Source organism: Streptomyces sp. Q2, assembly GCF_056820935.1.
In genome coordinates this window covers 44,982-63,289 of record NZ_JBXEJE010000005.1, presented here as the reverse complement: position 1 = coordinate 63,289, position 18,308 = coordinate 44,982, and the positions used below count along the sequence as shown (strand labels likewise).

13 protein-coding genes and 1 tRNA gene are annotated in these 18,308 nt (G+C 70.9%); 8 read left to right on the top strand and 6 right to left on the bottom strand.

What is annotated here, in order from left to right; genetic code table 11:
• Nucleotides 1-164 precede the first annotated feature (164 nt).
• The 4 genes from ACWBNA_RS07335 to ACWBNA_RS07320 all read right to left on the bottom strand — a co-directional run bounded on the left by ACWBNA_RS07335 (nucleotide 165) and on the right by ACWBNA_RS07320 (nucleotide 6,783).
• The gene (locus tag ACWBNA_RS07335) at nucleotides 165-1,553 is read right to left on the bottom strand and encodes an OFA family MFS transporter (protein WP_482703392.1); all 1,389 of its coding nucleotides are present in this window, start codon (nucleotides 1,551-1,553) and stop codon (nucleotides 165-167) included.
• Between the two features lie 122 nt (nucleotides 1,554-1,675).
• Nucleotides 1,676-3,820, bottom strand: coding sequence for an acetate--CoA ligase family protein (locus ACWBNA_RS07330; protein ID WP_482703554.1), 2,145 nt, complete (start codon nucleotides 3,818-3,820; stop codon nucleotides 1,676-1,678).
• A 4-nt stretch (nucleotides 3,821-3,824) separates the two neighbouring features.
• Complete coding sequence (frc, locus tag ACWBNA_RS07325; protein ID WP_482703391.1) at nucleotides 3,825-5,090, bottom strand: formyl-CoA transferase; 1,266 nt, start codon at nucleotides 5,088-5,090, stop codon at nucleotides 3,825-3,827.
• 10 nt (nucleotides 5,091-5,100) lie between these two features.
• Nucleotides 5,101-6,783 (bottom strand): thiamine pyrophosphate-binding protein, encoded by a 1,683-nt coding sequence (locus ACWBNA_RS07320; RefSeq protein ID WP_482703390.1) that lies wholly within the window; start codon nucleotides 6,781-6,783, stop codon nucleotides 5,101-5,103.
• A gap of 144 nt (nucleotides 6,784-6,927) precedes the next feature.
• Between ACWBNA_RS07320 and sucC the strand changes: the two genes are divergently transcribed.
• From sucC to ACWBNA_RS07305, 3 genes are all read left to right on the top strand, one after another.
• Entirely contained in the window at nucleotides 6,928-8,058 is a 1,131-nt protein-coding gene (gene sucC / locus ACWBNA_RS07315) for an ADP-forming succinate--CoA ligase subunit beta (RefSeq protein WP_482703389.1), read from the top strand.
• A gap of 11 nt (nucleotides 8,059-8,069) precedes the next feature.
• Nucleotides 8,070-8,948: a succinate--CoA ligase subunit alpha gene (gene sucD, locus ACWBNA_RS07310; RefSeq protein ID WP_482703388.1), complete on the top strand. Its 879-nt coding sequence runs from the start codon at nucleotides 8,070-8,072 to the stop codon at nucleotides 8,946-8,948.
• A 113-nt stretch (nucleotides 8,949-9,061) separates the two neighbouring features.
• Nucleotides 9,062-10,603: an aldehyde dehydrogenase family protein gene (locus ACWBNA_RS07305; RefSeq protein WP_482703387.1), complete on the top strand. Its 1,542-nt coding sequence runs from the start codon at nucleotides 9,062-9,064 to the stop codon at nucleotides 10,601-10,603.
• Between the two features lie 178 nt (nucleotides 10,604-10,781).
• Here the strand turns inward: ACWBNA_RS07305 and ACWBNA_RS07300 are convergent, their stop codons facing one another.
• Nucleotides 10,782-12,110, bottom strand: a complete 1,329-nt coding sequence (locus tag ACWBNA_RS07300; RefSeq protein WP_482703386.1) for a DUF2254 domain-containing protein — start codon at nucleotides 12,108-12,110, stop codon at nucleotides 10,782-10,784.
• Nucleotides 12,111-12,251: 141 nt separating this feature from the next.
• Between ACWBNA_RS07300 and ACWBNA_RS07295 the strand changes: the two genes are divergently transcribed.
• Nucleotides 12,252-12,336 (top strand) — tRNA-Leu (locus ACWBNA_RS07295).
• Nucleotides 12,337-12,361: 25 nt separating this feature from the next.
• Here ACWBNA_RS07295 and ACWBNA_RS07290 read toward each other — a convergent pair.
• The gene (locus tag ACWBNA_RS07290; RefSeq protein ID WP_482703385.1) at nucleotides 12,362-12,955 is read right to left on the bottom strand and encodes a TetR/AcrR family transcriptional regulator; all 594 of its coding nucleotides are present in this window, start codon (nucleotides 12,953-12,955) and stop codon (nucleotides 12,362-12,364) included.
• A gap of 223 nt (nucleotides 12,956-13,178) precedes the next feature.
• Between ACWBNA_RS07290 and ACWBNA_RS07285 the strand changes: the two genes are divergently transcribed.
• The 4 genes from ACWBNA_RS07285 to ACWBNA_RS07270 are packed head-to-tail and all read left to right on the top strand — an operon-like array spanning nucleotide 13,179 to nucleotide 18,142.
• A complete protein-coding gene (locus ACWBNA_RS07285; RefSeq protein ID WP_482703384.1) occupies nucleotides 13,179-13,739 on the top strand; it encodes a 2Fe-2S iron-sulfur cluster-binding protein in 561 nt (186 codons plus the stop codon).
• The gene (locus tag ACWBNA_RS07280; protein ID WP_482703383.1) at nucleotides 13,736-14,728 is read left to right on the top strand and encodes an FAD binding domain-containing protein; all 993 of its coding nucleotides are present in this window, start codon (nucleotides 13,736-13,738) and stop codon (nucleotides 14,726-14,728) included. Before ACWBNA_RS07285 ends, ACWBNA_RS07280 begins: the two co-directional genes overlap by 4 nt.
• Nucleotides 14,725-16,851, top strand: coding sequence for a xanthine dehydrogenase family protein molybdopterin-binding subunit (locus ACWBNA_RS07275; RefSeq protein WP_482703382.1), 2,127 nt, complete (start codon nucleotides 14,725-14,727; stop codon nucleotides 16,849-16,851). Before ACWBNA_RS07280 ends, ACWBNA_RS07275 begins: the two co-directional genes overlap by 4 nt.
• On the top strand, nucleotides 16,844-18,142 hold the full coding sequence (locus tag ACWBNA_RS07270) for an XdhC family protein (protein ID WP_482703381.1): 1,299 nt from the start codon (nucleotides 16,844-16,846) through the stop codon (nucleotides 18,140-18,142). Before ACWBNA_RS07275 ends, ACWBNA_RS07270 begins: the two co-directional genes overlap by 8 nt.
• Nucleotides 18,143-18,308: the final 166 nt, after the last annotated feature.

Below are 18,308 nucleotides of genomic sequence, written 5' to 3'. Positions count from 1 at the left end.
CCCCGGGCGCGGGGGCGGCCCGCCTCATGAACGCCGTGCCGGCGTCAGCCTGCCGCTTGCGGCTGCGGCTGCGCGGACCGCGTGAAGACACCGATGGTCATCATGGCGATCCACGGCAGATACACGACGAAGAGCTGGTCCGTGCGACGGGGTCAGCCCTCATGTCACGCCATCTCCTCGCCGAGCGGGTGCGGGTTGGGAGCGATGCGCTTGGCCTCGGGCCTGCCCGGTGCCTTCAGGAAGAGCGCCAGTACCGCGGAGGCCAGACCGATGCAGCCCGCTATGACGAACGCGCCCTCGTAGTCCCACACGTTGACCACGACCGCGCCCATCCCGGATCCCACGAGCCCGGAGATCAGCTTCGAGCTGTAGACCATGCCGTAGTTGGAGGCGTTGTTGTTCTCTCCGAAGTAGTCCGCGGTCATCGCCGCGAACAGGGGGAAGATCGCGCCGCCGCCGAAGCCGGAGACCATGGAGCAGAACAGGAAGAACGGCATGCTGCCCATCTGGCCGGAGACCAGCACGCCGAACTGCGCGGTCCCCAGCACCAGGCACACGATGATCAGTGTGTTGCGGCGCCCGAACTTGTCGGAGATCCAGCCGATGACCCCGCGCCCCGTGCCGTTGACGATGGCCTTCAGCGACATCGCCGTGGCCACGATCCCGCCCGCGAAGCCCATGTCCTTGCCGAACGGCACCTGGAAGGCGATGCCGAAGATGTTGATGCCGGCCGTGCACAGCAGACAGAACCACATCATCCACAGCACGGGGGTGCGGGCGGCCTCCTTGGGGGTGTACTGCTTGACCGCCGGCGGGTTCTTCTCCAGTGCCCGGCGGATCTTCGGGTCGTCGGTCTGACGGAGCGGGTCGACGTGCGCGGGCCACCAGTTCTTCGGCGGGTCCTTGAAGAACCACCCCGCGAACGCGACGACCGCGCAGCAGACGACGCCCACCATCACCAGGACGACCTGGTAGTTGCTCAGGTCCATGTACGAGGTGAACAGGAAGACGAAGGGCACCGAGCCGTAGGCGAAACCGCCGTTGACCATGCCGGTCTTGCCGCCCTTGCGCTCCGGGAACCACTTGCCGACCATGTTCACGCAGGTCGCGTAGACCAGGCCGGCGCCGATGCCGCTGAACATGCCGAATCCGATGTAGGCGACGATCACGTGCGGCGCGAACGCCAGCGAGAGATAGCCGCAGACCGTGCCGAACGCGCCGAGCATCATCGCGTACCGCGCGGGCAGTCTGCCGCTCTCCCGCAGCTGCCCGGCCGGGAAGGCGACGGCGGCCTGGAAGAACACCCAGACGCCCATCAGCCAGAAGATGTGTCCGTTGTCCCACAGGTGGGCCTCGTGCAGGGTGTCCTCGGCGGAGGTGAACGCGTACTCCGAGGAGCTGATCCCCATCATGCCGATCCACGGGAAGAGCACCATGGTCCATCGTGGCCGGCCCATGATGTCCCGGTCGGTCTCGCCGATCCGGTACAGGCGGCCGTTGCGGTCCGTCACCTCCCTGTAGGGGACGGAGGTCGAGAAGTCGGTGGTTGTCATGTGTGTCGCACCCCTTGCGTCGAAAGCTCTGGCCAGCGCCCCCTGTCCAATGCCTTTCGTGTGCGCACGGGTCCCGGGGCCGGCCGACGCGCACCGTCGGCCGGCCCCCGCGCCGGGTCACCTCATGAACCGCCCCCCAACAGTCCCGCCGCCCGCGCCCAGCGGTACTTGGCGCCGAGCACGGCCACCGGCTGCTCGGTCGTGTACGGGTACGCCACGACTCCGCGCTCGTAGAGGTACTGGCAGGCCTCCTCGACCTCCACGTCGCCCGCGAGCGACGCCACCACCGGCTTCTCGACGCCGCGCTCCCGGAACTCGGCCACCACGCGCGCGGTGAGCTCCGCGAAGACCATCGGCGGGGTGACGATGGTGTGCCAGTAGCCGAGGACCAGTGAGTGGATGCGTGGGTCCTCGAGGCCCAGCCGGATCGTCGCCTCGTACGTCGACGGCGGCTCGCCCCCGGTGATGTCCACCGGGTTGCCCGCGGCCCCGAAGGGCGGGATGAACTTCCGGAAGGACGCGTCCAGGTCCGCCGGGATCTCCATCAGGGTCAGACCGTTGTCGGTCACCGCGTCGGACAGCAGCACACCGCTGCCGCCCGCCCCCGTGATGATCACGACGTTGTCCCCCTGCGGGGTGGGAAGCACCGGCAACGCGCGCGCGTACTCCAGCATGTCGTTCAGCCCGGGCGCCCGGATGACACCGGCCTGCCGCAGGATGTCGTCGTACACGGCGTCGTCGCCCGCCAGCGCACCGGTGTGCGACCCGGCGGCCTTCGCGCCGGCCGCGGTACGCCCCGCCTTCAGGACGACGACCGGCTTCTTCGGTACGGTCGCCCGCGCGGCCTCGACGAAGGCGCGCCCGTCCTTGAGGTCCTCCAGGTGCATCGCGATGCACTCGGTGTGCGGGTCCTCGCCGAACCAGGTCAGCAGGTCGTCCTCGTCCAGGTCCGACTTGTTGCCGAGGCCGACGATCGCCGACACGCCCGTCTTGGTGGTCCGGGCGAAGCCCAGGATGGCCATTCCGATGCCGCCGGACTGCGAGGTCAGCGCCACCCCGCCCTTGACGTCGTAGGGCGTGCAGAACGTGGCGCACAGGTCCTGCCACGTCGAGTAGTAGCCGTAGATGTTCGGCCCGAGCAGCCGCACACCGTACCGTTCGCCGATCGCCACGATCTCGTCCTGCAGGTCGTGCTCGCCGGTCTCCGCGAACCCGGAGGGGATCAGCACGGCGTTCGGGATCTTCTTGCGTCCCACCTCCTCCAGCGCCGAGGCCACGAACTTGGCGGGGATCGCGAAGACCGCCACATCCACCTCACCGGGAACGTCGGTGACACTCTTGTACGCCTTGCGGCCGAGAATGTCATCGGCCCTGGGGTTCACCGGATGGATCTCCCCGGCGAAGCCGCCGTCGACGAGGTTGCGCATCACCGAGTTGCCGATCTTGCCCTGTTCGTTGGAGGCGCCGATCACCGCGACGGACGAGGGCTGCATCAGCCGGCGCATCGAGGTGAGGATCTCCTCGCGCGTGTACGTCGGCCGGGGCTTCGGCAGGGACTCGGCGAGGATGATCCTGATGTCCGCCGCGACCGCGCCCTGCGGCGTGGCGATCACCGGGTTGAGGTCCACCTCGGCGATCTCCGGGAAGTCCGACACCAGTTGGGACACCCGGCGGATCTGCTCGGCGATCGCCCACCGGTCCACGGCGGGCAGGCCCCGCACCCCGCGCAGGATCTCCGCCGCACGGATCGAGTCCAGCATGGACAGCGCCTCGTCGGCGTCCAGTGGCGCGAGCCGGAACGTGACGTCCTTGAGGACCTCGACGAGCACCCCGCCGAGCCCGAAGGCCACGACCTTCCCGAAGGTCGGGTCGGTCACCGCGCCGACGATGACCTCCTGCCCCTTGGGCAGCAGCTCCTGCACCTGTACGCCCTCGATCCGGGCGTCCGCGTCGTACGCGCGCGCGTTGTCGACGATGGTGTGGAACGCGGCCCGTACGTCGGCCGAGCCCTCCACGCCCACGATCACACCGCCGGCGTCGGTCTTGTGCAGGATGTCGGGCGAGACGATCTTCATCACCACGGGTCCGCCGAAACGCGCGGCGTACGCCACCGCCTCCTCGACGTCCCTCGCCAGCTCCTCACCCGGTACGGCGATCCCGTACGCGTCGGCGATCACCTTGCCCTCGGGGGCGGTCAGCGCCGTCCGGCCCTCGGCCCGCACGGAGTCGAGAAGCGTACGCACCCTCAGGTGGCGGTCTTCGGCCATCACGTCAGATCACTCCGTTCGACTTGAGCAGGCGCAGCTCCTCGTCGCCGAGACCGAGCTCGCCGACGTAGACCTCTTCGTTGTGCTCGCCCAGCAGTGGTGAACTGCTCACCTCGACGGGGGAGTCGGAGAGCTTCAGCGGGCTGCCCACGGTCACGAACTCGCCCCGCTCGGGGTGCGGCACGGTGACGACCATCTCGTTGGCGACCAGCGACCGGTCCTCGATGATCTCCTTGGTGGACAGGATCGGCCCGCACGGGATGTTGTGCGCGTTGAGCTTCTCCAGCACCTCCCACTTGGGAAGCGTCGAGGACCACTCCTCGATCAGCTGGAACATCTTGCCCAGCTTGGGCAACCGGGCCTCCGGCGTCGCCCACTCGGGGTCGCCGGCCAGCTCCGGCCGGCCGATGAGCTCGCTGATCGGCTGCCAGCCGACGGGCTGCACGATGACGTACACGTAGTCGTTCGGGCCGCCCGGCGCACACTTGACCGCCCAGCCGGGCTGGCCGCCGCCGGAGGCGTTCCCGGACCGGGGAACCTCGTCGCCGAAGTCGTCGTTGGGATATTCGGCGAGCGGGCCGTGTGCCAGACGCTGCTGGTCGCGCAGCTTCACCCGGCAGAGGTTGAGCACAGCGTGCTGCATGGCCACATTGACCCGCTGACCGCGCCCGGTGTTCTCCCGCTGGTACAGCGCCGCGAGAATCCCCGCCACGGCGTGGACGCCCGTGCCCGAGTCCCCGATCTGGGCCCCCGTCGCCAGCGGCGGCCCGTCCGCGAAACCGGTGGTCGACATCGACCCGCCCATGGCCTGAGCGACGACCTCGTACGCCTTGAAGTTGGTGTACGGGCCGTCCCCGAACCCCTTGATGGAGGCATAGACGATCCGCGGATTGATCTCCTGGATGCGGTCCCAGGTGAAGCCCATCCGGTCGATCGCGCCCGGTCCGAAGTTCTCGACCATGACGTCGGAGCGCCGGATCAGCTCGGTGAGGATCTCCTTGCCGCGTTCGGTCTTGGTGTTGAGGGTGATGCTCCGCTTGTTGCAGTTGAGCATCGTGAAATAGAGGGAGTCGACGTCCGGGAGATCGCGCAACTGCTTGCGCGTGATGTCACCGGTCGGCGCCTCCAGCTTGACGACGTCCGCGCCGAGCCAGGCGAGCAGCTGGGTCGCGGAGGGCCCGGACTGGACGTGCGTCATGTCCAGGACGCGGATGCCTTCGAGGGCCTTGGCCGAGGTCGCTGTCGTCGCTGTTCCTGGCGTCGCTGTCATCGGGGCCACCTCACTTGTACATCGTCTGGTTCATGGTTCCGGGGGCGTACGCGTCCGGGTCGACCCAGACGTTGATCAGCGAGGGCTTGCCCGACTCGCGTGCGCGCCTCAGGGCCGGGCCGATGTCGGCGGGGTCGCGGACCTCCTCGCCGTAACCGCCCAGCATCTGGGCGAACTTGTCGTAGTGGACGTCGCCGAGGGTGTTGCCGACCCGCTCGCGCTCCAGGCCGTACTTGGCGGCCTGGCCGTAACGGATCTGGTTCATCGAGGAGTTGTTGCCGACGATGCCGACGAAGGGGAGGTCGTAGCGGACGAGGGTCTCGAAGTCCCAGCCGGTGAGGGAGAACGCCCCGTCGCCGAAGAGGGCGACGACCTCCTTGTCGGGCCGTGCCTGCTTGGCCGCGAGCACGAAGGGGACGCCGACGCCGAGGGTGCCGAGCGGTCCCGGGTCCATCCAGTGGCCGGGTGACTTGGGCTGCACGACCTGCCCGGAGAAGGTGACGATGTCGCCGCCGTCGCCGATGTAGACCGAGTCCTCGGTGAGGAAGTCGTTGATCTCGCTGACCAGCCGGTACGGATGGATCGGCGAGGCGTCGGACTTCAGGCTCGGCAGCCGCTTCTCGATGGCGGTCTGCTCGGCCGCCCGCAGCTCGTCGAGCCACTCCTTGCGCTTCGAGGCGCCCCCGTTGATGCGCCCGGAGGCCGCCTCGGTCACCGACTTCAGCACCAGCCCGGCGTCCCCGACGATTCCGAGGTCGATGTCGCGGTTCTTGCCGACGGTCCGGTAGTCGAGGTCGATCTGCACGACGGTCGCGTCCGGCGAGAGCCGCTTGCCGTAGCCCATGCGGAAGTCGAAGGGCGTACCGACGATGACGATGACGTCGGCGTTGGAGAAGGCGTACCGGCGCGACAGCTGGAAGTGGTGCGGGTCGCCGGGTGGGAGGGTGCCGCGGCCGGCGCCGTTCATGTACGCCGGGATGTTCAGGGTCCGTACGAGGTCGATGGCGGCCTCGGTGCCCCGGGTCGTCCACACCTGGCTGCCGAGCAGGATGGCCGGCTTCTCCGCGTGCACGAGCAGGTCGGCGAGCTTCTCGATCGCCTCGGGGTCGCCGGCCGAACGGGTCGAGGCGCGGTACGCGCCGGGCTGGGGGACGCGCGCCTTGGCCACCGGCACCTTGGCGTCGAGGACGTCGCGCGGGATCTCCAGGAAGGAGGGGCCGGGCGCGCCGTGGTAGCACTCGCGGAACGCCATCGACACCATGTCCGCCGCGCGTGCCGTGTCCGGCACGGCCGCCGCGAACTTGGTGATCGGCGTCATCATGTCGACGTGCGGCAGGTCCTGCAGGGACCCCATCTTGTGCTGGGTCAGCGCGCCCTGGCCGCCGATCAGCAGCATCGGGGACTCCGCGCGGAAGGCGTTGGCGACTCCGGTGACGGCGTCGGTCGTACCGGGGCCCGCGGTGACGACCGCGCAGCCGGGCTTGCCGGTGATGCGGGCGTAGCCGTCGGCGGCGTGGGCGGCCACCTGTTCGTGCCGGACGTCGACGACTTCTATGCCCTCGTCGACGCAGCCGTCGTAGATGTCGATGATGTGGCCGCCGCACAGGGTGTAGATGCGGTCGACCCCCTCGGCCTTCAGCGCCTTGGCAACGAGATGACCACCGGAAATGACGTCCTGGGTGTCGTCGGGCATGGCGAAGTCCTGTCCCTTCGTAGGGGTTTGGAACGCTCTCGCAGTACATTGCATACAGTCGACGAATACTGTATGAAGCTTGTTATCCCGCATCCGGTGGGTGGTGTCCAGGGGGCGTGCGGCACTTTTAAGGCAGGAGCCGAGATGGACCTGTACGAGCACCAGGCAAGGGAACTCTTCGAGGAACACGGCATCTTGGTGCCGAGGGCGGAGGTCACCGACTCGCCCAAGGAGGCACGCGAGATCGCCCGCAGGCTGGGCGGCCGCGTCGTGGTGAAAGCCCAGGTCAAGACCGGCGGCCGGGGCAAGGCGGGCGGGGTCGCACTCGCCGCCGACCCGGCCGCGGCAGAACTGACAGTCCGTCAGATTCTGGGCATGGACATCAAGGGCCACACGGTCGGCAAGGTGATGCTGGCCCAGCCCGTGGACATCGAGGCCGAGTTCTACGTCTCCTACGTCCTCGACCGGGCCGCGGGCCGCTTCCTCGCGATCGCCTCCGCGGAGGGCGGCATGGAGATCGAGGAGGTCGCCTCCAGCCGACCGGAGGCTGTCGCCCGTATACACATCGACCCGGCCGAGGGAGTCACCTCGGCGAAGGCGGCCGAGATCGCCGAGGCCGCCGCGCTGCCGCCGCAGACCGTCGACGTCCTCGTGCGGCTGTGGGAGGTCCTGGTCCGCGAGGACGCCGTCCTCGTCGAGGTCAACCCGCTCGTCCGCACCGGACAGGGGCAGATCCTCGCCCTCGACGGCAAGGTCACCCTCGACGACAACGCCCGCTTCCGACAGGCCCGTTGGGGGGCCGACGGCGCGGCGCACGAGGACCCGCTGGAGGCGGCGGCCGCCGCCAAGGGCCTCAACTACGTCAAGCTCGGCGGCGAGGTCGGCATCATCGGCAACGGCGCCGGCCTGGTCATGTCGACCCTCGACGTGGTCGCCGGCTGCGGCGCCCGCCCCGCCAACTTCCTCGACATCGGCGGCGGGGCGTCGGCGCAGATCATGGCCGACGGGCTGTCGGTCATCCTCTCCGACCCGGCCGTGAAGTCCGTCTTCGTCAACGTCTTCGGCGGCATCACCGCCTGCGACGCGGTCGCCGACGGCATCGTGCGGGCCCTGGAGACCGTCCGGTTGAGCAAACCGCTCGTCGTCCGCCTCGACGGCAACAACGCGGCGCGCGGCCGCGCCATCCTCGACGAGCACGCACACCCGCTGGTCCAGCAGACCACCACCATGGACGGCGCCGCCCGCCGCGCGGCCCAACTCGCCACCACAGCCTGAGGAGACGGGACATGGCGATCTATCTCACCAAGGAAAGCAAGGTCCTCGTCCAGGGCATGACCGGCGGCGAGGGCATGAAGCACACCCGGCGCATGCTCGCCGCCGGCACGAACGTCGTCGGCGGCGTCAACCCGCGCAAGGCGGGCCACGCCGTGGACTTCGACGACCGTGCCGTCCCCGTCTTCGGGTCGGTCGCCGACGGTATACAGGCGACCGGAGCCGATGTCACCGTCGTCTTCGTGCCCCCCGCCTTCGCCAAGGCGGCCGTCATCGAGGCCGCCGACGCCGGCATCGGTCTCGCCGTCGTCATCACCGAGGGCATCCCGGTCCACGACTCCGTCGCCTTCACCACCCACGCGAAGGACAGGGGCACCCGCGTCATCGGCCCGAACTGCCCGGGCCTGATCACGCCCGGCCAGTCCAACGCGGGCATCATCCCCGCCGACATCACCAAGCCGGGCCGGATCGGCCTGGTGTCCAAGTCGGGCACGCTCACCTACCAACTCATGTACGAACTACGCGACATCGGCTTCTCGACCTGCGTCGGCATCGGCGGCGACCCCGTCGTCGGCACCACCCACATCGACTGCCTCGCCGCCTTCCAGGACGACCCCGACACCGAGACCATCGTCCTCATCGGGGAGATCGGAGGCGACGCGGAGGAGCGCGCGGCCGCCTACATCCGCGAGCACGTCACCAAGCCCGTCGTCGGCTACATCGCGGGCTTCACCGCACCCGAGGGCAAGACGATGGGACACGCGGGCGCCATCGTGTCCGGTTCGGCCGGCACCGCCCAGGCCAAGAAGGCGGCGCTCGAGGCCGTCGGCGTCAAGGTCGGCGGCACGCCCACCGAGACGGCCCGCCTGGTGCTGGCCCAGCTGGAGGCGTGACATCACTCATAGGTGACGTGAAGTCACTTTCCGGCATCGTGACGCCTCGCTAGCGTCCTTCGCAGCCACGCACCAACCCGCCCCCGACTGTGCACCGAGAGCGGAGAACCCCGATGGCAACCACCCTCACCCTCAAATCAGGCACGTCCTGGACCGACGCCTGGCAACGCTGCCTCGCCGTCGCCCCTGAGGCGTTCCGCGACGACCGTGTCCTCAACCTCTGGGACCGCGCCTGGCGGGCGGACGGCCGGGCACTGCCCGCCACCAGCCCCGTCGACGGCAGCCCGATCGCCGGACCGCCCCGCCTGGACCGGGCCACCGCCCACCAGGCCGTCCGCGCCTCGCTCGACCAGCACCGGGCCTGGCGCCACATCCCCCTCGACGAGCGGCGCGCCCGGGTCGCCGCCACCCTCGACGCCCTCACCGAGCACCGCGAACTGCTCGCGCTGCTGCTGGTCTGGGAGATCGGCAAGCCCTGGCGGCTCGCGCAGGCGGACGTCGACCGGGCCATCGACGGCGTGCGCTGGTACGTCGACGGCATCGAACCGATGCTCGCCGGCCGGGCCCCGTTGGACGGCCCGGTGTCGAACGTCGCGAGCTGGAACTACCCGATGAGCGTGCTCGTTCACGCAGTGCTGGTCCAGGCACTGGCAGGCAACGCGGTCATCGCCAAGACCCCGACCGACGGCGGTGTCGCCTGTCTGACGCTGGCCTGTGCGCTGGCCGCCCGCGAGGGAATTCCCGTCACCCTCGTCAGCGGCAGCGGAGGCGAGCTGTCCGAGGCGCTGGTGCGCGCGCCCGAGATCGGCTGCGTCTCCTTCGTCGGCGGCCGCGACACCGGCGCCGCGGTGGCCACGGCCGTCGCCGACCTCGGCAAACGGCACATCCTCGAACAGGAAGGACTCAACACCTGGGGCATCTGGAACTGCACCGACTGGGACGCGCTCACGGCGGTCGTGCCGAAACTCTTCGACTACGGCAAGCAGCGCTGCACGGCGTACCCGCGCTTCGTCGTCCAGCGAGAGCTGTTCGACGCGTTCCTGGCGGCGTACCTCCCGGCGGTCCGCACGCTGCGGGTCGGCCACCCGCTCGCGGTCGAACACCCCGACGACCCCTACCCGCAACTGGACTTCGGGCCCGTCATCAACGCGGCCAAGGCCAAGGAACTGCGCGACCAGGTCGCCGAGGCCGTGAACCGCGGGGCCATCCCGCTGCACCGCGGCAAGCCGGCCGACGCACGGTTCCTGCCCGGCCAGGACACGTCGGCATACGTCCAACCGGTGACGCTCCTGAACCCGCCACCGTCCTCCCCGCTGCACCACGCGGAACCGTTCGGCCCGGTCGACACCATCGTCCTGGTCGACACGGAGGCGGAGCTGCTGGCCGCGATGAACGCGTCCAACGGCGCCCTGGTGGCCACCCTGTCCACGGACGACCAGGCGACCTTCGACCGACTCGCCCCGCAGATCCGGGCGTTCAAGGTCGGGCACGGCACGCCCCGTTCCCGTGGTGACCGCGACGAACTGTTCGGCGGGTTCGGCGCCTCCTGGCGGGGCGCGTTCGTCGGCGGCGAGTTGCTGGTGCGGGCCGTGACCCAGGGTCCGGTGGGGGAGCGGCTGCCCGGGAACTTCCCGGAGTATCAGCTCACGCCGTGAGAGCCGGCCGGCCGGGTGGTGTCCGCTTTCCCGGGCGCCACCCGGCCGGCGCCTCGTCAACCAGTGGTTCAGGCCGGGTCGACGCGCGCGCCGACCTTCTCACGCGGCGCGCCGGCCGGGTCGTCGCAGGAACCAGGCCCCTGTACTGAGCGAAAGACGACACAGGTGACGGGAGGGGTCAGCCGATGCCCTGACGGTCCGGCTGGAGGGCGAAGGCCCGGTCCGCCGCCTGTGGGACACCGCGCTCGACGGCCTGCGCGAGCAGCGCCCGGTGGCGCAGCAGCGGCGCCCGCCGCTCCTCGGACACCAGCAGCGCCAGGTCGTCCAGTCCGGCCAGCAACCGCCGCGTGACCTGCGGAGTCCCCACCGCGCAGCCCCTGATCTCGGTGAACCCCAGATCCACCAGCTCGGTCCAACCGGGCACGGGCTGCACGAGCCGGACCACGCCCCGCCGGTCCCGGTGCAGCGAGGCGTCCAGCGGCCGCCGGGACAGGGCGGCCAGGAATTGCACGATCCGGTCCAGCGCCTGTACGGCCGTCGTCGGGTCGTTGACCGCCGACGACAGGGCCCTGAGCGCGATGTCGGAGAGCTGGCGCAGCCCGAACCCGAGGTCCTGGTGGAAGGTGCGTTCGACTCCGACGGAGACGGCGTAGCGCAGTGCGCGGCGCGGCGGCGCCTTGCCGCCGTGCACGGCCAGGACGGGTGTTCCGGGTACGACGAAGTCGCCCGTCCGTGGCAGCAGCCGCAGTACGACGTCGTGCTGCCGGGCCACCCGCACCAGCCGGGCGATGTTCACGTCCCGCAGCACGCCGGCCCGGCCCTCGTGGGCGATCAGGGCGGTCTCGGGCCCGAGAGCGCCCTGGTCGGCGGGGGCCGCGACCGGCATCAGCGCGGCCACCCGGAACGCCTCCCCGACGATCCGGGCGATCACCTGGCCGATCCGCATCAGCCTCAGTGTCGTGTTCACGTACATCACGAACAGCAGCAGACTCAGTCCGACCATCGCGATCGTGAGGAGCGACTGGACGACGGGGACGGAGGACACCAGGCGCGGGTCGGGTTCGCTGTCGTACGAGGTCAGGACCAGCAGGGTCAGCAGGAAGGTCGCGAGGAAGACGGCGAAGGTCGCCTTGGTGATCCGGCTCCGTACGAAGATCCGCACCACCCGTGGGCTGAACTGTCCGCTCGCCATCTGCACCGCGACCAGGGAGATGCTGAAGACCACGCCGATGAAGGTCATCATCGCCGAGCTCACCGTGGTGACGACGACCTTCGCGTCGTCCGCGACCTTCAGCAGCTCCTCGACCGCGTCGTACTCATGCTCGTCCTGGAGCGCCTCGACGAGCCTGGTGTCGATCTCCGCCGCCACCGCCCACACGAGGACGACACACACCATGGCCGCGGCGGGCGCGAACCAGAAGGTGTCCCGCAGATGCTCCCTGAGCGGTGACAGCGCCCGCGGTCTGCGTCCGGCGGACGGGCTGTGGGTGACCATCCAGTCGCTCATGGTGAGACCTTAGATTCCCGGACCCGGCCGGCCCGGGAGCGCCGCTCGGGCGACGGATATGCAGGTGAAAGGCGCTCCGAAAGCTTGGTATTGTTGTCCATGTCGCCGCGGGGAACACCCCCGTCCGGCGGCAGACACCTCGTCCGGGTGGCGGAATGGCAGACGCGCTAGCTTGAGGTGCTAGTGCCCTTTATCGGGCGTGGGGGTTCAAGTCCCCCCTCGGACACCCAAGAACCCAAGAAGACCCCTGTTCACCGGGGGTCTTTTGCTTTTCCGGATGCCCCCGCGCGCAGCCCGTCCATGACGAGGTCCAAAAGCCGGGTGGTGCGCCGCTGCCAGTCCCCGCGGGGGTCGATCTGCCAGAGGCCGGCTATGGCCAGAAGGAAGTCGTCCGAGGTGACGCCCGGACGTAGGGTGCCGGCGTCCTCGCACGCGCGAAGCAGGAGTGCGGCCGCGGCCGTCACCGGGGCGTGGCCGGGCTTCGCCACGCCGTGCGATGCGCTCATGGCGTGGCGGATCGCTTCCGCCATGCCGGCCTTGGCCATCGCGAACTGTGCCAGCCGGTCCATCCACTCCCGCAGCGCCCGGTCGGGCGGGTGGGTCTCGAGCAGCTGGGCCGCGGCATCGGCGACCTGCTGCGTCTCGTAGCGGTAGACCTCCAGTACGAGCGCCTCGCGGTTGGGGAAGTTCCGGTAGAAGGTGCCCTGGCCGACGCCCGCCTTCTTCGCGATCGCACTCAGCGGGGTATTGGCGGAGCGGGTCAGCTCGGCCAGTGCCACTTCCAGGATGCGCTCGCGGTTGCGTTGCGCGTCCGACCGCAGAGGTGCGTCCTTCTTCTGCTCCACTCGCCCTCCTCATGCTTCTCGGGCGTCACGGCCGAAACCCGTCCTTGCTAACCGGACAGCTGTCCACTACGTTCGGACGAAAGCGGACAGCTGTCCATTTGAGCCCACTCTAGCGCCGGTGCACCCGGCCGTCCCACCCCGCGTCCACCCGATCGCGTCTGCTGAATCGGTTGCCTGCCGGAGCGTCCCGCGATGTGCTCCGATACGCGAAAGAAGGCTGATCATGGCCCCAGCCCCATCGTCGACGTACAGCGCCGTCACCCTGAAGATCAACGGAGAGAAGCACGCGCTGTCCGTCGACCACCGCACCACCCTTCTCGACGCCCTGCGCGAGCGCCTCGACCTGACGGGCACCAAGAAGGGCTGCGACCAGGGCCAGTGCGGTGCCTGCACGGTCCTGATCGACGGCCGCCGCGCCGTGTCCTGCCTGCAACTCGCGGTGGCCGCCGAAGGGCGCGAGATCACCACCGTCGAAGGCCTCGCCGACAGCGAGCGACTCCACCCGGTGCAGCAGGCCTTCCTCGACCTCGACGGCTACCAGTGCGGCTACTGCACACCGGGCCAGATCTGTTCGGCCGTCGCGGTGATCGAGGAACACGCGGCGGGCTGGCCGAGCGCCGTCACCGACGACGTGCGTCCCGAGGCCGGAGCGCCACCGCTGAGTGCCGACGAGATCCGGGAACGGATGAGCGGCAACCTGTGCCGCTGCGGCGCGTACGTGTCGATCGTCCAGGCGGTCGCCCGCGCGGCCGAGGCGCACGTGGCCGAGGAGGCAGCCGTATGAGGGAGTTCGGATACCGGCGAGCGTTCGACGTCTCGAGTGCGGTCGCCCTGCTCGGCGACGATCCCGACGCGCGCTTCCTCGGAGGCGGCACCAACCTCGTCGACCTGATGAAGACCGGAGTCGAGCGACCCGCCCGGCTCGTCGACGTCCGCGAACTGCCGCTGGACGACATCGAGTCGACGGAGGACGGCGGCCTGCGCGTCGGCGCGACCGTCACCAACAGCGACCTCGCCGCCCACCCCGAAGTGCGCCGCCGCTACCCGGCGTTGACACAGGCGGTGCTGGCCGGCGCCTCGGGGCAGCTGCGCAACATGGCCACCGTCGGCGGCAACCTGCTCCAGCGCACCCGCTGCGGCTACTTCGCCGACGTGACCAAACCCTGCAACAAACGTGTCCCCGGCAGCGGTTGCCCCGCGGTCGAGGGCGAGCACCGCAACCACGCGATCCTCGGCGCCTCCGAGCACTGCGTTGCCACGCACCCCTCCGACATGGGCGTGGCACTGACCGCCTTCGACGCGGTCGTCTCGTACGAAACGGCAGACGGGCCGGGCGCGTTGCCGCTCGCGGAGTTCTATCTGCCGGTGCGGGACACCCCCCACCTGGAGACCGCCCTGCCGCCGGGTGCACTGATCACCGGCATCACCCTGCCGCCGACGCCCGCAGCAACTGGCTCCCGCTACCGCAAGGTGCGCGAGCGCGCCTCGTACGCCTTCGCGATCGGCTCGATCGCCGCCGCGCTCGACGTGCGGGACGGCGTCGTACGCGAGGCGCGTCTCGCCTTCGGGGCGGTCGCGTCCCGGCCGTGGCGGGCCCGGGAGGCCGAACGCGTGCTCACCGGCGCGGCGGCCGACGCCGCGACCTTCGCCGCCGCCGCGGACGCCGAACTGGCCGCCGCGAAGCCGCTTCGCGACAACGGATACAAGGTGACGCTGATGCGCAACCTGGTGGTGGCCGTGCTGACCGAACTCGCCGAGGAGGCGACCCGATGACGACGTCCACCCCCAGGGCCGGCACCTTCAAGGGCGCCGTCGGCAGCGCGCACACCCGCGTGGAGGGACGGGACAAGGTCACCGGGGCTGCCCGCTACGCGGGCGAGATCCCGTTCGCCCAACTCGCCCACGGCTGGCTGGTGTTGTCCACCGTCGCCCGGGGCCGTATCCGCTCGGTGGAGGACGCCCCCGTCCTCGCGATGCCGGGCGTGGCCGCCGTCCTGCACCACGGCAACGCCCCGCGCGTCGACACCGACTACGTCGGCCTGCTGGGCGTCCCGGACCGGACCGCGGCCGTCTTCCAGCACGACCGGGTGCCGCACATGGGCTGGCCGGTCGCCCTGGTGGTCGCCGACACCTCCGAACAGGCCAGGGAAGCCGCCGAAGCGCTCGTCGTGCACTACGAACAAGAGCCCCACGACGTCGACTTCGCCGCCGAACACCCGGACGCCTACCCGCTCGACTCGCACGGGCCGGCCGTGGCCGAGAAGGGGGACCTGGAGGCCGAACTCGCCGCGTCCGCCGTCGTCCTGGACGCCGAATACACCACCCCCGAGGAACACCACAACCCGATGGAGCCGCACGCGGCGGCGGCCCGGTGGGACGGCGGCCGCCTCGACGTCGTCGACTCCAACCAGGGCACCATGTGGGTGGCCGGCGAACTCGCGAAGCTGTTCTCCCTCGACCCGGCCTCGGTACGGGTGCGGTCCGAACACGTCGGCGGCGGCTTCGGCAGCAAGGGCGTCCGCGCCCACCAGGTGGCCGCCGTGATGGCCGCGACCGTCCTGCAGCGCCCCGTCCGCGTCGTCATGACGCGCCGTCAGATGTTTTCGCTCGCCGGCCACCGCAGCCCCACCCGGCAGCGCCTGAGGCTCGGCGCCGACGCCGAGGGCCGGCTGCGCGCCCTGGAGCACCAGTGCCTGAGCGTGACCTCGACCGTGCACGAGTTCATCGAGGCCGGCGCCGGACCGGCCCGGACGATGTACGACGCCGACGCCCACCACACCGCCAACCGGGTCGTACGACTCGACGTGCCCACCCCGACCTGGATGCGCGCGCCGGGCGAGGCACCGGGGTCGTTCGCGCTGGAGTCGGCGCTCGACGAACTCGCCGAGAAGTGTGGTCTCGACCCGATCGAACTGCGCGCCCGCAACGAACCCGAGCGCGGCCCCATCTCCGGACTGCCCTTCAGCGGCCGCAACCTGCTCACCTGCTTCCGCGAGGGCGCCCGCCGGTTCGGCTGGGCGGACCGGGACCCGCGCCCCGGCCTGCGCCGGGAGGGGCGCTGGCTGCTCGGCACCGGCACGGCGGCGGCCTCCTTCCCCGTCGGCGCCGCACCCTCCACGGCCGCCGTGACGGCCGAGGCGGACGGCACCTTCACCGTGCGGGTCAACGCGGCGGACATCGGAACCGGAGCCCGCACCGCGCTCACGCTGGTCGCCGCCGACGCGCTCCAGGCGGCGCCGGAGCGGGTCCGGGTGCGCATCGGGGACAGCGACCTCGGGGCCGCCTTCATCGCCGGCGGTTCGATGGGCACCCGCTCCTGGTCGTGGGCGGTCACGGCCGCGGCCGGGGAACTGCGGGAGCGGCTCGCCCTCGGCGCCGCCGTCCCGCCCGAGGGCATCACCGTACGGTCCGACACCACCGAGGCCGTCGGCGCCCTCGCCCGCAAGGAACGGCACTCCTTCGGCGCCCAGTTCGCCGAGGTCGCCGTCGACCCCGCCACCGGCGAGGTCCGGGTGCGCCGCATGCTCGGCATCTTCGCGGCCGGCCGGATCATCAACCCGCTCACCGCACGGGGCCAGTTCATCGGCGGAATGACCTGGGGCATCTCCATGGCCCTGCACGAGGAGGCGGTACGCGACCACGGCACGGGCGGCCACTACGGCGCCGACCTCGCGGGCTACCACGTGGCCGCCCACGCCGACGTCCCGGCCGTCGAGGCGGACTGGGTCGACGACCCGGATCCGGACGATCCGGTCGGCATCAAAGGCATCGGCGAGATCGGCATCGTGGGCGCGGCGGCGGCCGTCGCCAACGCGGTCTGGCACGCCACCGGCGTACGCCACCGCCACCTGCCGATCCGGCCCGACCGCGTCCTGACGGCAGGCCGCCGTGCTTGACCTCGCCCCCGAACTGCACCGCTGGGCCGAGGAGGGCCGCGAGTTCGCCGTCGCCACCGTCGTGGCCGTCGGCGGCAGCGCCCCCCGCGGCCCCGGCGCCGCCCTCGCCGTCGACCGCGAGGGCACGGTGATCGGCTCGGTCTCCGGCGGCTGCGTGGAGGGAGCGGTGTACGACCTGTGTGTACAGGCGCTCGACGGCGGGGACGGCGCGACGGTCGTCGAGCGCTTCGGTTACAGCGACGAGGACGCCTTCGCGGTCGGTCTGACCTGCGGCGGGGTCATCGACGTCATGGTCACGCCGGTCGGCGTGCAAGCCCCCGCCCGGGCCGTGATGCGGTCGGCGCTGTCCGCCGCGGTCCGGGGCGAGTCCATGGCCGTCGCCCGGGTGGTCCGGGGCCCGGCCGGCCTCCTGGGCGGGACGCTGCTCGTGCGGGCGGACGGGGCGGACAGGGCGGACAGAGCGGACGGGGCGTTCGAGACCGGCTCGGACGCTGCGTTCGAGGCCGAGCCCCCCGGGGCGTACGAGGCAGGCCCGGACGGGTTGCCCGAGGATGCCTCGGACAGGCTGCACAGGGGCGGCGGCCCAGGCAGGTCGTACGAAGGCGGTCTCGGCGGTGCGCCGGAGCTGGACCGGGCGGCGGCGGCCGAGGCGCGGGCTCTGCTGGAGGCCGGTCGTACGGGCACGGTCGAACTGTCGGAGGACGGCTCGCGCTGCCCCGGCGGCCTGACCCTGCTCGTCGAGTCGAGCGTGCCCCCGCCGCGCATGATCGTCTTCGGTGCCATCGACTTCGCGGCGGCACTGGTGCGCGCCGGCAAGTTCCTCGGGTATCACGTGACCGTGTGCGACGCCCGCCCCGTCTTCGCCACCCGGGCCCGCTTCCCCGAGGCCGACGACATCGTCGTCGACTGGCCGCACCGCTATCTGCGGGACACCGCGACCGACGCGCGCACCGTGCTGTGCGTGCTCACCCACGACGCCAAGTTCGACGTACCGCTGCTGCGGGAGGCCCTGCGGATGCCGGTCGCGTTCGTCGGCGCGATGGGCTCGCGCCGCACGCATGCCGACCGGGAGCGACGCCTGCGCGAGGTCGGCCTGACGGAAGAGGAACTGGCCGGGCTGAGGTCGCCGATCGGGCTGGACCTCGGGGCGCGTACGCCCGAGGAGACCGCCCTGTCCATCGCGGCGGAGATCGTCGCGGCCCGGCGGGGCGGGACGGGCCTGCCGCTGACCGGGTCGCAGACGCCGATACACCGTGACGGGGGAGAGCCGAGCGCGGTGGCGGCAGCCTGAAGGGCAGGCACGGGGTTCGAGTGGTAGGGCCCCGGAGACGGGCGTACCGTCGAACGGTGACCAGCAGTGGACGCACACGTCCACTGCCCCTCGTGAGGGTTCGACCCCCGAGAGTGCGACATGCCATGACGAGTTCGCAGCCACGTCCCCCAGCGCAGACCACCAC